Source organism: Streptomyces sp. NPDC046876, from assembly GCF_040645035.1.
GTDB lineage: Bacteria > Actinomycetota > Actinomycetes > Streptomycetales > Streptomycetaceae > Streptomyces.
In genome coordinates this window covers 1-12,852 of the sequence record NZ_JBEYXK010000149.1, presented here as the reverse complement: position 1 = coordinate 12,852, position 12,852 = coordinate 1, and the positions used below count along the sequence as shown (strand labels likewise).

At 68.9% G+C, this 12,852-nt stretch carries 12 protein-coding genes; 10 read left to right on the top strand and 2 right to left on the bottom strand.

Going from position 1 to position 12,852, the window contains the following annotated elements; genetic code table 11:
* Positions 1 to 710: 710 nt before the first annotated feature.
* The 4 genes from ABZ924_RS36285 (at position 711) to ABZ924_RS36270 (ending at position 4,859) form a co-directional block, all read left to right on the top strand.
* Entirely contained in the window at positions 711 to 1,136 is a 426-nt protein-coding gene (locus ABZ924_RS36285; RefSeq protein WP_361919616.1) for a phage tail protein, read from the top strand.
* A gap of 810 nt (positions 1,137 to 1,946) precedes the next feature.
* Positions 1,947 to 2,411 (top strand): cytochrome P450, encoded by a 465-nt coding sequence (locus ABZ924_RS36280; protein ID WP_361919614.1) that lies wholly within the window; start codon positions 1,947 to 1,949, stop codon positions 2,409 to 2,411.
* 162 nt (positions 2,412 to 2,573) lie between these two features.
* Entirely contained in the window at positions 2,574 to 4,544 is a 1,971-nt protein-coding gene (locus tag ABZ924_RS36275) for a thiol-activated cytolysin family protein (RefSeq protein WP_361919612.1), read from the top strand.
* A 12-nt stretch (positions 4,545 to 4,556) separates the two neighbouring features.
* Entirely contained in the window at positions 4,557 to 4,859 is a 303-nt protein-coding gene (locus ABZ924_RS36270) for a trypsin-like serine protease (RefSeq protein ID WP_361919610.1), read from the top strand.
* Positions 4,860 to 5,038: 179 nt separating this feature from the next.
* Here ABZ924_RS36270 and ABZ924_RS36265 read toward each other — a convergent pair whose 3' ends face one another.
* Positions 5,039 to 5,479: a phage tail protein gene (locus ABZ924_RS36265; protein WP_361919608.1), complete on the bottom strand. Its 441-nt coding sequence runs from the start codon at positions 5,477 to 5,479 to the stop codon at positions 5,039 to 5,041.
* A 268-nt stretch (positions 5,480 to 5,747) separates the two neighbouring features.
* Here ABZ924_RS36265 and ABZ924_RS36260 point away from each other — a divergent pair, with 268 nt between their 5' ends.
* The 6 genes from ABZ924_RS36260 (at position 5,748) to ABZ924_RS36235 (ending at position 11,118) form a co-directional block, all read left to right on the top strand.
* Positions 5,748 to 6,461 carry a hypothetical protein gene (locus ABZ924_RS36260; protein ID WP_361919606.1) on the top strand — a complete coding sequence of 238 codons (714 nt, stop codon included), beginning with the start codon at positions 5,748 to 5,750 and terminating at the stop codon, positions 6,459 to 6,461.
* A gap of 398 nt (positions 6,462 to 6,859) precedes the next feature.
* Positions 6,860 to 7,255, top strand: coding sequence for a hypothetical protein (locus tag ABZ924_RS36255; RefSeq protein WP_361919604.1), 396 nt, complete (start codon positions 6,860 to 6,862; stop codon positions 7,253 to 7,255).
* 681 nt (positions 7,256 to 7,936) lie between these two features.
* Positions 7,937 to 8,971, top strand: coding sequence for a hypothetical protein (locus ABZ924_RS36250; RefSeq protein WP_361919602.1), 1,035 nt, complete (start codon positions 7,937 to 7,939; stop codon positions 8,969 to 8,971).
* 310 nt (positions 8,972 to 9,281) lie between these two features.
* Entirely contained in the window at positions 9,282 to 9,611 is a 330-nt protein-coding gene (locus ABZ924_RS36245; protein WP_361919600.1) for a hypothetical protein, read from the top strand.
* A 68-nt stretch (positions 9,612 to 9,679) separates the two neighbouring features.
* Positions 9,680 to 10,807, top strand: coding sequence for a cytochrome P450 (locus ABZ924_RS36240; protein ID WP_361919598.1), 1,128 nt, complete (start codon positions 9,680 to 9,682; stop codon positions 10,805 to 10,807).
* Between the two features lie 176 nt (positions 10,808 to 10,983).
* Positions 10,984 to 11,118: a hypothetical protein gene (locus tag ABZ924_RS36235; RefSeq protein ID WP_361919596.1), complete on the top strand. Its 135-nt coding sequence runs from the start codon at positions 10,984 to 10,986 to the stop codon at positions 11,116 to 11,118.
* Positions 11,119 to 11,767: 649 nt separating this feature from the next.
* Here ABZ924_RS36235 and ABZ924_RS36230 read toward each other — a convergent pair.
* The gene (locus ABZ924_RS36230) at positions 11,768 to 12,517 is read right to left on the bottom strand and encodes a hypothetical protein (protein WP_361919594.1); all 750 of its coding nucleotides are present in this window, start codon (positions 12,515 to 12,517) and stop codon (positions 11,768 to 11,770) included.
* Between the last annotated feature and the right edge of the window lie 335 nt (positions 12,518 to 12,852).

Genomic DNA, 12,852 nt, shown 5'->3' with positions numbered 1-12,852 from the left:
GGAACAACTCCCACAACTCGTCCGGCACCAGCCGCTCAACAATCCCCACCACGACCGACAGCCTACCCAACCACCCAAATGAGATGGCCTCTTAGCGCAGAGAAGGACCAAGGGTCCGCCGCAGGGACACCGCCGAGGCGATCATCGGCGCGGTCACCGGCACCCTGACCCGCCCGCAGCTCCTCGTCCTGGGCCGCCTCGACCAGGCGGGCCGGCTGCGCGCCGTCGGGCGGACCGTACCGCTGCGCCCGGACGTTTCCCGGCAGGTCGAGAGCACCTTGCCGCGGCCGGCTCCGGGCACCCCTTCGAGGGGGTGCGGTTCGCGGCGTCCTGGGGGAGCCGCGACGTCCTGGACGTCACGCTCGTTCGCCCGGATGTGGTGGCGGAGGTCAGCGCCGATCGTGCCGTCGACCAGGGCGTTTTCCGGCACCCGCTCAGGTTCCAGCGGGACCGTCCACGAATGCCTTGCGTCTGTTGGCGAAGGCCGACCGGCGCGGGGCTGACGGCTGGAGGTTCAGGGGGCAGGCAGGGGCCAGGCGAGGAGGCTGGTGAGGGCGCTCGGTGCTGCCTGCGTTTTGTGGTGGGCGTGTTGGGTGGCGGGCGCGTGGAGGGAACCGATTTTGCATGGTTCGAGTTCTTTCGCGTGTTTGGGTGGGGTTGTGTGGGCCCGTGGAGTGGCTGGCGCTCATCACTAGCGAAAGGTGGTTTCCATGCTCGGAGACAGTTTCCCCGCCAACAGGTTCTCCATCGATTTCGGCAAGTACACCGTGGAGACGGTGCAGACCGTCAGCGGCCTCGCTACCGGCTTCGATGTCGTCGAGGCCATGCAGGTCGGGAAGATCGGCCAGGCGACATGGAGGAAGCAGGCCGGCGGTACCGGCGGCGGGGCCATCACCATCGTGCGCGGACCCGAGCCGAGTAAGGCCCTGACGGACTGGGTCACGAAGACTTTGGCCGACCAGAAGCCGGACGAGGTACGCCAGAACCTGACCATCAGCATGAAGGACGAGAAGGGGGAGACGGTGCGCCGCGTGCACCTGACCAACGCCTGGGCCAGCAGCTGGACAACCGGTGACGCCGATGCCACCGGTGGTGAAACTGTCACCATCGCCTACGAAACCCTCACTGTGGAGTAGACGAGTCCAGCCCTGGCCGGACCGAGATCCGCCGCCGGGCCGCCACCGGGGGGTTACCGCCCTCGGCACCCGGGCCTGCCTCCGTTCTCGGCCGTTGGGACGCCGCCGGCCGGTCGCTTGGGCGGGGCCTTGGGCATGCTGTGGATGGGATGGTTGGTGATCCGAGGAGGGGCACGTCTGTGGTCCGTGGCAGGGGCGGCCATGTGTTCGTGTCGGCGGGACGGCCCGAGATCCTGACGGGACAGCCCGATGACGATCGCCAGTTGATCGTCGGCTACGACGAGAGCCGGCGGTTCCTGGTTGATCCGTGCCGTAGTCGGGCGTCGGTTCGTCAGGTGCCTTCGGGGCCCGCGTCCGCGATGTCGGTGACGGAGATGGATCCCCCGCAGCACACCCGGCTCCGGCGACTGCTGAGCGGGGCGTTCTCTGCCGGCTCGGTGGCGCGCCGGCTGCGGGGGATCGAGCGCCGAGCACACACCCTGATCCAACGGATGCTGGCTGCGGGCCCGCCCTGCGATGTGCTGGCGGACTTCTGCGTCCCGTTCGCCTACACCGTGCACTGCGACCTGCTGGGCGTACCGGACTGCTTCCGGCCCGCGTTGTACGACTGGTCCCACGCCCGCTCGGCGGCCGCCGACGTCGACGGCGCCGCCCTCTACCGCGCGGAGCTGGGCCTGCACGACACCGTCGGTGAGCTCCTCAACCGCGGCGATCTACGCCCCGGACTCCTGCATGACCTGCTCGCGGCACACCGCCGAGGCCTACTTCCGGCCGGCGAGGTGACCGGGCTCGCGGCCTCGCTGTTCTTCGATGGCCACGTCCTGGCCGCAAGCCAGCTCGCCAACGCTCTGCTCTGGCCTGCTCACCCAGCCCCGCTGGATCCCTGTGCTCCTCGCCGAGTCCGCCCTGTGGGACCCGGTGATCGAAGAGACGCTGCGGTTCAGCCCCGCTATCACCATCGGCATGACCCGCACCGACGCCGCCGGAGGCCGCGCAGCAGTGGCCTTCGGCCTGGCCAACCGCGACCCCCATGCATTCCACACACCCGACCGGTTCGACCCCACCCGCCCCGGGCCACGTCACCTCTCCTTTGGCCGCGGCCCCCACCACTGCCTGGGAGCCGCACTCGTGCGCACTGAACTACGCGCAGCGCTGCCTGCACTCCTCACCGGTCTGCCGGGCCTACGACCCGCCCTCGACGACCATGCCCTGACCTGGACATCGACCACCACCACGCGCGGCCCCAGCACACTACCCCTCACGTGGGACCGGTAGAGCACGGCCTTGGTCAGGCTGCCACCGGAGCATCGGATACACCCTCGCCGCGCCGGTTGACCGCCCCAGGCACAGGGCCGTCCCCGGTGGTCGTAACCTGGGCGGCGCTGCGTTCTCGCCCCGCCGCCGCACGCGGTCGCCATGTCCGCGCCCTGCCTGAACGTGGACTTCGCGTTCGCCGGGGCGGCCGCGCCACGGGCCTGTACAGCTTTTGCTCGGTTTCACTCCGGGCTCGGGGAGCCGGTGCTGCTGCTCCTCGCCCAGCCGGCGGTAGTCGCAGTGTGGGGTGGCCGGCCACCGGCCGATGTGTTCGCCGTGGCCGGGTCCCTCCGAGCCGCCGTCTGCGCGAGCAGAATCGATGCCTCATTCGCCGTGCGGGTGAAGGTGTGGGCTGCTGTCTTGCCCGTGTGGGGGCTGGTCAGAACGCTGTGCTGCTGTGGCGGGCGGTTGCCCGTGGGAGCGAGTCCAGGTGAAGGGAGCGGCGGGATGACGGCGGCTGGTGCGGAGGAGAAGCAGTGGGTTCCGGCGTGGGCGTTGGAGGGGAAAGACGGGGGGTGGTCGCTGGAGTGGGAGGTGCCGGGGGCGACCAGGTACGAGGTGCACCGCTACGGCAACGGGGCCGCGGACGGCGATGGTTCGGCTGTGGTGAGCCAGGCGGAGGCGGTGGCGGATCTGGTGTTGCCTGCGCCGGACGGTCTGGGATCGGGTGAGCTGATCGTCCTGGCCTACGCCGACGGATCGCCGCTGCCGATGGCGATTTCCGCGATCGGTAGCGGTGACCCGAACGCGCCGGCGGACATCGCGGGCAGGCTCCATCAGTGGCAGCAGTGGTCGCAGCTGTCCCCGCACAAGGACAACACCAAGGTCAAGCAGGGTGATGAGCAGGTCAGCACGGAAGGCGGGGTGCGGCGGACGAAGCAGTCCTGGACGCTGACGAAGAACCCCGAGGAGGTCATCACCTTCGACCCGAACGTGAACCTGTGCTACCCCGGAGCGATCGTGCAGGCCCGCCACGCTTTGAGCAGTGGCTACCTGGTTTCGGCACAGATCGAGGACAGCGACCGGGCCGACTTGGGCATCACGGTGGACGCGCTGACCGGCCGCCGGCAGGTCGCGTCACCGCCGTCGGGCACCAGGGTCACCGAGGCGATCGGCAAGGTTGTCGGCGAGGACGTGGCCGGCTCTTCCGACATCGTCTACCGGTACACCGAGGCGTATTCCAGCGCGGAGACCGCTCTCGAGCTTGGTGTCTCGGCCAAGTACGGGGGGTTCGCTGCCAAGCTTGACGTCGAGGCGAAGCGGCAGGAGAAGCACAACACCGTCATGGTGTTCCTGCGGGAGAAGGCGTTCACCGCGTTCTGCGACACCTCCACGCCCGGCGCGCTGTTCAAGCCCTCGTTCACCGAGGAGAAGCTCGCCCGTCTCGTCAGCATCGGTGCGATGGGTCCGGACAACCCGCCGCTGCTGGTCAACAGCGTCTCCTACGGCCGGCTCCTGGTCTTCAGCCTCACCTCGACCGCCACCGAGCGCGAGATCAAGGCTGCGTTGAAGGCCAGCTACAGCGGCTTCGCTGACTTGGAGGCCGACGCGAAGGCGCACCACAAGGAAGTCCTGTCGAAGTCCGAGATCAGCATCATCGGCAAGTCCATCACCCCCGACATGGTCAAGGAACTGCTGGACAAGGGCAGCCTGAAGGACCACTTCGCCAACCCGCAGAAGTACAACTCCTACGGCCGTCTCGGCTACACCCTGCAAACTCTCGACGGCATCCCCGCCAAGATGAGCGAGGTCACCAGCTACGACGCCGTGTCCTGGGGCCAGGACACCACCGAGGTCACCCTGCAGGTCCACATGCTCGCAACACCCTTCGGTCCGACGGAGGATTTCGGGATCACTATCGATGGTGAGGACTTCACAGTCGCTGCAGGAAAGCCCGCCACCAAGAAGCGGAGCTTCAACCCCGACAGCAGCGGCGACCCCTTCCACATCACGAAACTGGTCTACGGCCCGACCTTCACGGTGGACTGGAAGCTCAGCGCCAAGGAACTGGGCTGGTTCAACGACGGCAGTAGCAAGGCCAACGGGTGGTACCCCGATGCTGGCGTCCGTGTGAATTACACCGCCACCAAGTAGCCAGCCCGCCGCATGCCCGGTCTCACAGGAGGCACCTCCAACTTCCTGCTGAAGGCCCAGGTTCCCGTCGTCGCACCGCCCGACTGCACCAAGGCATACCCCGCCTACAAGCAGGCGGCCATGATCTGCGCTGGCTTCCCGAAGGGCGGCGTGGACGCCTGCCAACGTGACAACGGTGGGCCACTGATCATCCAGGGCGTCCTCCTCGGCATCGTCTCCTGGCGCGACGGCTCCGCCCAGCCGGGCAAGCCCGGCGTCTACACCCGCGTCAGCGCCTACGTCAACAACGTCCAAGCCGCCATCACCGCCCACTGAGCATCCGCCCGGCCGCGTCCCGAACCCTCATGGGGCGCGGCCACGTCATTTGGGGCAGGGCCTCGTCGGTCCGGCGTCAGACGATCTGGCCGGGCGAGAGGGAGCGGATGGGGCTCGGCTCGCGACCGAGGAGCGGCCTGCACTCCGCGGCCGGGCCGGAGTAGCCGCTGTGTCACTGCTTACTCGATCGTCAGGTCCTCGTACGAGATCGTGACCGTCTCCTTCGCCATTTCGGACGCGGAGGCGTCGAGCTGGCCGCCCTCCCACCTGCACGCGAACGCGTTGGTCAGATGAAAGCGCTTCACCGGCGTGTCCTGCCCGTCGAACGCGGCGATGGTCAGGTCCGGGTTCGCCTCGTCGGGCTTCTGCTGGGCCGACGTCTTCTTGACCCACTCGGTGAAGGCCGCGCTCTTGTCCATGCCGCGCCTGATGGTGATCTCATTGAGCTGAGGGGCGCCAGCCGGCTTCCTGATGAGCAGGGAGCCGTCTGCGTCGACCTGCTTCGCCTCCAGGGCTTCCGAAGAGAGCGGCAGGCCGGTGACGCCGGGGACCGTCTCCGCGATGAACTTGCCGAACTGGATGCTGAACCGGTTGGCGGCGAGGCTGTCTCCGGTGGCCATGGGGAGATCCTTTCGGTAGGTGACTCTCCCTGCGTTAACTGCGAGATCAGGACATGTGTCACATACCTGTCCACCGACAGCCGCCTGCGGAAGTGCTGGGGGCACCGAAGGGCCGTCAACTGCTGCCCCAAGCACGAGCACAGCCACACCGCCGCGGCCGACGCCGCAGAAGGCGGCCGAGAACCGCACCGCAGCCGGGCCCGGCACGGCGGGTGGCCTCGTGGCTATTTCCCGGCGCTGTGACGGGCCGGGGCACTACGGTGACGTGGTGAGGACCGTACTGCCCGATGTCTCCCGGCTTCCCGCCGATCCGGCGCTCATCTCCCTGATCTACCACCACGAGCACCCCGTCGTCCCGTACGACTTCGAGGAGACGCGAGAGGTGTGGACGGTGCACGCCCGGATCGACGCGGACACTCTGGCCGCCGACGCGGAGGCCAACGGGGACGCCGCCGAGGAGTTCCAGGACCTACTTGTGGGCCGGATGTCCTTCGTCAGGGTGCGCATGTTCGGTCCCGACCACCCCTGGCACGCCATGGACGACTACACCGGCGACCTGTGCCACATCGGCGAGGCCGTCCTGGACGTCGACTCCGGCGAGTGGGCCACCGCCTTCGAGGAGGCGCTCGCGCACCCGGTCGGCGACCTGCTGGTCATGGACCGCGTCGTCCTGGAGCCTGCCTGGCGCGGGTTCGGCCTTGGGCCGGTGCTCGCCGGGGCAGCGATCCGCCGACTGTCCCAGGGGTGCGTCGCGGTAGCGTGCCAGCCGGCACCGGCCGACGGCCGCAAACTGTCGAAGGCGCAGCGCCGTGAAGCCGAAGCCAAGCTCGCCGCGACGTGGTCCCGCATCGGCTTCACCCTCTTCCGCAGCGACATCCACATCCTCGACTGCCACCTGCAACGCCCGCTGGACCTCCTCGCCGAACGCCAGAGCGATCTCAAAGCCCTTTCACGCGCCTGGCGTACCCACCCGCAGCCCTGACCTCCCAGCCATGTCCACCCACCCGCTGGCGCTCATGCCGGCCGGCGGAGGGAAGCGGGGCTCGCAGGGGGGGCGGTTCGCGGCGTCGGGGGACGCCGTGGCGCCCTGGACGGGTTGCTCGTCCGGCCGGACCTGGCGGCGGAGGTCGAGCCGACCGGGCGGTGAGCCTTGGCGGGGTGTTTCGGCATCCGCTCCGCTTCCGGGGGATCCGGCTGGACCGTCGAGCGCGTTGCGGGCCAGGCGACCCCCGTCTGGCCGCTGGCTGGGGATGGCACGGAAGGTGTGGCGGGGCTGAACCGGTTCTTCTGCGCGGGAGGGCGTGGGCGGGCGGGCGTGTGCGGGTGGTGCGTGCTTGGGTGGCGGGTGCTTGATCCGGTGGCCGAGCAAGGAGATTCGCTGTGCCGAAGTATGCAGTGGGTGACCAGGTGGAGTACGCGGGGATCAGACCCCTGATGGAAACCCAGCTGAGCAAGAGGGTGGGGACTGTCAGCGAGGTCGGGGGCAGCGGTGACGACGTGTATTACATGATCAACGGGTCGCGGGTGCACGAGTCGGCCGTCCTTCGACCGATGCCGTCCGTGCCCAAGTACAAGATCGGTGACCGCATCAACTTCGTGCCGGAGTCCGTGGACGGCATGCCGGTCGAGCAGAGCCTGGCCAACGCGACCAGCGCCACGGTCGTGGACGTAGACACACGCGGGCCGGTTCCCGCTTACACCGTGTCCAACCCGGGCGGATTCGTGGAGGTCGTGGAGGAGACAGCCGTCCTCGCCGAACCGGAGAGCGACTTCTAGCAAGGGCCGCGGTGGGTCACCGTGAGGCAGGCCCCGGTGCATTGCGGCCCTTGGTAGGGCCGACTGCCGGAGCAGGCCGGTGAAGCCGTGTGGCGTGCCTGGCCACGTTGGGGGCGGGCGTGGAGTGGGGAGAAGCAGGACAGGAACCGGCACTCTTTTCACCCCGTGCTGACCCGGGCGGGACCGCGCTGGTGCAGTCCTCCCACAAGGGGGCTACAGGGCCGGTCTGCCGGGCTTAGAGGGGGCGCCGACAGGCAGGTGCCGCACGGGCTGACCCTCGGTGGCGCAGTGGAATGTAGAAGTGGGCCAGCGGTGGCGGGCCCACTGCCGGCGTTCGGCGGATTGCAGCTGGACGGGCAAGAGCTCCTGACATGCCCGCACGAGTAGCGGCGTGCGCGGGGAAGCGTTGCAGTACAGGGGCTGGTGTGTCGTGGCCCGAGCGCACCGGCTTGTGCGCTGGGAGTGATTCTTGTGCCCTGGGGCGTGCGCCGTGCTTGTGGGTGACAGTCGGCGGGCGTGCACCGGGTGTGGGAGGGAAGGGTGAGGGCGTGCCGTCCGCCTGATGTAGGCGCGGGTTGGTACTGCCTTCGTGCGGCTGGGTCCGCCACTGGCACCGCGGGTTTGTGTGCGGTGTCGGCCTGGCCGCTCCCCCCCACACATCTGTGCGAGAAAGGGCTGTGTATGTCCAGCAAGTTCGGCGACATCATGGTGGGCGACTACAACGTCTTGCCCCGAGACTCCAAGCAGACCCCCTATACCGCTCCGGAGACGATGTTCCTCAACCGGATGCCCCACATGGTCAGCCCGATCCTGTATGCGCCGATGCAGCTGGGCTGGTGTCGCAACTTCAGCCGCGCGCAGGTCGAGAAGGAGTTTCCCCTGGCCGACGGCTATCAGGAGCTGACCCGGAAGGCCGAGGGACATTGGTGGGGCAAGAGCTTCCACCAGGACAAGGTGGTGCACGTCCACGAGAACTGGAGCGAATGGCCGCTGGGTATGAACGACAAGGCCATCGAGCAGTCCAAGGAGCTGCACGGGCAGGACAGCCAGCCGTGGTTCTTCGGGTTCATCCCCATGGTGGCGGTCTTCGTCGGAAGACTGGTGGGTGTGGCGCCGCAGGTCTGTGCGACGATCCCGTGCCAGGGGCCGATCGAGAAGGAGTACCTGGACAGCGTCCGGGTCACGGTCACCAACTCCACGACCGAGGGCTTCGAGTTCGGCCTGTCGGCGGAGGCGGGCATCAACGTCAAGGGCGCCGAGGTCAAGCGGGGGGCTTCCTTCAAGTGGTCCAAGAGCACCACCCAGACCACCGAGGTCAGCAAGAGCCACGACGAGAAGACCACCTTGAAGATCCACAAGGAAGGTCAGTGGGGCCGTATCGATGTCCGCCTGTGTGCCGGTGTCTATGCCGGATGGATCGCCTACCCCGTCCTCGGGGACGACTCGTGTGAGAAGTTCGGCATCTACCCGATGCTGGCCCCCGTCCACGTACCCGGCTTCGCCTCCCCGGTGGCCGAGCACACCATGCTCGCCGATGCCGGCAGCTTCACCAGCGCCGAACTGGCCGCACTCACCGCCGCCGCTGAATACGCCCAGGCCGGCGAACAGGTCGCCACGGCCAACGGCCAGCTCGCCCCGGCCGATGTCGAACGCGTCCTTGCCACCCACACCCACGCTGCACAGCTTCTGAAGAACACCGAAGGCCTCCTGCTGTGACCCCTAGCTCCTGCCCGGCCCCGTGCCGGGCAGGAGCCGCCCCGCCACGACATCCCGCACCGACGGCCACGAGATCTATGACGGCTGGAAGGTCCTGGTCCCCAACAGCCACGTCGCCCGCAGCTGGCAGCCCAAGGACTGAACAAGGCAAGGGCGCGCCCGGTGATGGCAGGAGGGCACGCCCTGGACGTGCCGGCCTGAAGCGGCCTGCGTAGGGCAGGCCGCCGGCAACGCCCCGATGCCGCCGCAGGTCTGCACCTGGCGCATGGTCAGGCCACCGCCCAGGTCTCACCGAAAGGAGCCTCTTTTCGTGCTTGGAGGCAGCTATTTGGCCAACAGGTTGTCCATCGGCTTGGGCCAGTGCCAGGTGGAGACGGGGAAAAACGTCAGCGGCCTCGCTTACGGTTTCGAGGCCGTCGATATCAAGCAGGTCGCGAAGAATGGCCAGCTCGTCACAGGGGAGCCGGCCGGCGGTACCGGCAACGGGGGCTTCACCATCGCCCGCGGGCCCGAGCAGAGCCAGGACCTACCTAAGGTCCTGGCTACCGCCCTGTCCTCTGACTCCGCGGACCTCTACGCGGCTACGGGCGGCTTCGCCCGGGCCGTTTCCCCTGCCCGCGCCGCTGCCGGTGTCGGGTGAGACGTGACGCGTCAAGCCGCGCCGACCCCAGACACGCCCGGGTCCCCGTCCAGGAAGGCGCTGATCTGATGCCCGGCACGGCAGGGGCGGCGATGCCTGGAGTCTGGGGCAGGGGCGGCTGTGCGTTCGTGTGCGCGGCCCGGCGCGAGATCCTGACCGGACCGCCCGGCGGTGACCGTCGGCTGATCACGGGCTTCGAAGAGAGCCGCCGGTTCCTGGTCGACCCTCGCCGCAGCCGGGCGTCGGTACGCCAGGTGCCTTCGGGACCCGCGTCCGCGATGTCGGTGACGGACATGGACCCCCCGCAGCACACCCGGCTGCGCCGGCTGCTCAGCGGCGCGTTCTCCGCGAGCGCGGTGGAGCGCCGACTGCCCGGGATCGAGCGCCGGGCCCACACGCTCATCGAGGGGATGCGCGCTGCAGGGCCGGCCCGCGATGTACAGGCGGAGTTCTGTATCCCGTTCGCCTATGCCGTGCACTGCGACCTCCTCGGCGTACCGGAGAACGCCCGATCCACGTTGTACGGCTGGTCCTGCGCCCGGTCGACGGCAGCCGACGTCGATGGCGCCGCCCTCTACCGTGCCGAGCTGGGCCTGTACGAAGCCGTCGGCGAGCTCCTCGACCGCGGCGATCTGCAGTCGGGACTTCTGCGTGACTTGCTCGCCGTACATCGCCGCGGGCACCTTCCGGCCGGCGAGGTGACGGGGCTGGCGGCCTCGTTGTTCTTCGACGGCCATGTCCTGGCCGCGAGCCAGCTCGCCAACGCCCTCCTGTGCCTGTTCACCCACCCCCGCTGGATTCCCAGACTCCTGGCCGAACCCGCTCTCTGGGGCCCGGTGCTCGAGGAGACCCTGCGGTTCAGCCCCGCCATCACCATCGGCATGACCCGCATCGACACCACCGGACGCCGCGCGGCAGTGGCATTCGGTCTGGCCAACCGCGACCCGCAGGCGTTCGAGAACCCCGACCAATTTGAACCCACCCGCACCGGCCCACACCACCATCTCTCCTTCGGCCGCGGCCCCCACCACTGCCTCGGGGCCGCCCTCATGCGCGCCGAACTACACACCGCACTACCCGCACTGCTCACCCGCCTGCCGGGCCTGCGACCCGCGGTTGAAGACCGCACCCTGCGCTGGACATCGACCACCACCATGCGCGGACTGAGAGCTTTGCCCCTCACGTGGGACAGGTGAACACTGAGACCGACTCGTATGGACCCGCATGCACGTGTCGCATCCCCTCACGGGGGGACATCCCTGGATCCTGGCCGGGGATCTTATGCGGAGATCCTCGGTGTCCAAGGAGGACGCGCATGACTGGACCACGGCTTGTTCCTGAGGAAGTCAAGGTTGCCCTTCAGGAAGTCATGATGCCCGCTCTCCAACACGGACTGGGGAGCAACGACCCCGTCTTCGAGGGTGGCCCGGCCAGGGCGAAAGAGGACGCGAGGATCGAGAAGTTCACCAATGTGCTGAACGCCTACCTGGACAAGAAGGACTCGTGACTGTTCCCGGCTTCCGTACCAGTTCCCAGCCTCCCTTTGAGCCTGGCCACGGGCGTTCCTGACTCCAGTCCGACGTTCGCCGCGCGGTTACGGCGACCAGCGGCCGGGTGGTGTGAACGTGCACCCGCATTTCGGCCGCCGCCAGGTCGTCGCCTGGCTCCTCGCCCACGATGACCGGCGGCCGGCCGCGCCCCACACACAGCCGTGGGCGGGCGGGGGGGGGATTCGTGGAGGTCGGGGAGAAGAAAGCCGTCCTTCCCGATCAGGAGAGCGACTTTTGGCACGGCGCGGTGGGCGATCACGGGGGAGACTTGTTTTTGGCGGCCGTCGGTGTACCCGATGCAGGCGCAGGCCGCGGAAGCCGTGCCGTGCCAGGGCGGGCGTGGGGTATGGGGAGAAGCTGGAGGCGCGCCGGCGTTGCTGTTCATCTCTGCCGATCCGTCCCTGCATATGGGTGCACGACCCTGCGGCCTGTGTTGTCTCGCCTAGGCCGTCTCTTCCGGATCTTGCCTGACCCGCGCCGCCCGGCACCGCACCTCGCCGCCTTGGCCGGGCACCAAGTACGTCCAGTACGGCGGCGCCCAGCCAAGGCGCCGATGCACGGCACCGGACGACGCGGGCTTAACCGGCAAGATCCGAAAGAGACGACCTAGCTCTGCGCCTGCTGGAGGAGGGAGATCTGCTGGGCGATCAGGTCGGGCGGGAAGGCCGGCATGTCGAGGTCACCGGCCACCCGCTTGGTGAACGTGGCGACCACGCTCCCGGTGCGGACCACCGTGTACCGGGTCTTGAGCGGGCCCGACTCGGTCGGGGCGGTGGCCTCGAACTGCACCGCCTCGTTCCCGAGGTGCGGGGCGGCACCGAACGTGATCGTCCAGTCGTAGGTCCTGCCCGGGCCCTGGCTCTCGTACGAGTGGCAGGTGCTCAGTCCCTGGGTGACCAGTCTGAACGCGTCCTGCGCGCCGGTGGCCCCGTACGAGGCGAGGGTGGAGTTTCCGCCGTTGTCGCCGCCTTCGCCGCCCTTCCAGTTGAACGTCTGCTCGGCGACGACCGGGGTCGGCCGGGAGACGTGCCGGGCATGGGCGGCCGCGAACAGTTCCGCGCAGGCGGGGTCCGACGACTCGGGCTCCGGGCTGCTGCCCCGGACGTTCTTGCGGACGGAGACGGGGTTCCCGTACGAGTCCGGGCCCGCCCCGGCGGGCAGTGCGGCCGCCACCAACTGCTCGGCGGTCAGCGGGCGGTACGCGGGAGGGAGGGCCGAGACGGAGGGCGGTGCGGAGGACGGTGCGGGCTCCGGCGCCCGTTTCCCGGGATCCGCCGCGCAGCCGACGACGGAGAGCACGGTGACGGCTGCTAGGACCGGCAGGCCGGAAGCCCGTCGCACCACGTGTACCGGCATGGTCTCTCCCCCCGAACGGAACCGATGATCAGGCGGAGGCTACCCGTCCCCGCACCACCGCCACCAGCGGGGTCCGCTGCCGGGCACCCTCCGATGATCAGGCGGAGGCTACCCGTCCCCGCACCACCGCCACCAGCGGGGTCCGCTGCCGGGCACCCCCCTGGCCCACCTAGTAGTGCTTTGTTAGGTGGTGTCGTAGGTCTGCCATGGGATGGTCTGCCGACAGGTGGGGCAGGTGCCGGTCCAGGGCCTGGTAGAGGGTCAGGCCCTGGACGGGGCTTTTGGGCTCCTCCGCTGTTCGGTCAGGAACAGGTGGGCGGCGGTGACGAGGGTGA

Excerpts from the sequence above, each read along its gene's own strand:
- ABZ924_RS36285 (WP_361919616.1), top strand. The coding sequence starts at position 711 with ATGCTCGGAGACAGTTTCCCCGCCAACAGGTTCTCCATCGATTTCGGC.
- ABZ924_RS36280 (WP_361919614.1), top strand. The coding sequence starts at position 1,947 with ATGGCCACGTCCTGGCCGCAAGCCAGCTCGCCAACGCTCTGCTCTGGC.
- ABZ924_RS36270 (WP_361919610.1), top strand. The coding sequence starts at position 4,557 with ATGCCCGGTCTCACAGGAGGCACCTCCAACTTCCTGCTGAAGGCCCAG.
- ABZ924_RS36265 (WP_361919608.1), bottom strand. The coding sequence starts at position 5,479 with ATGGCCACCGGAGACAGCCTCGCCGCCAACCGGTTCAGCATCCAGTTC.
- ABZ924_RS36250 (WP_361919602.1), top strand. The coding sequence starts at position 7,937 with ATGTCCAGCAAGTTCGGCGACATCATGGTGGGCGACTACAACGTCTTG.
- ABZ924_RS36240 (WP_361919598.1), top strand. The coding sequence starts at position 9,680 with ATGCCCGGCACGGCAGGGGCGGCGATGCCTGGAGTCTGGGGCAGGGGC.
- ABZ924_RS36235 (WP_361919596.1), top strand. The coding sequence starts at position 10,984 with ATGCCCGCTCTCCAACACGGACTGGGGAGCAACGACCCCGTCTTCGAG.
- ABZ924_RS36230 (WP_361919594.1), bottom strand. The coding sequence starts at position 12,517 with ATGCCGGTACACGTGGTGCGACGGGCTTCCGGCCTGCCGGTCCTAGCA.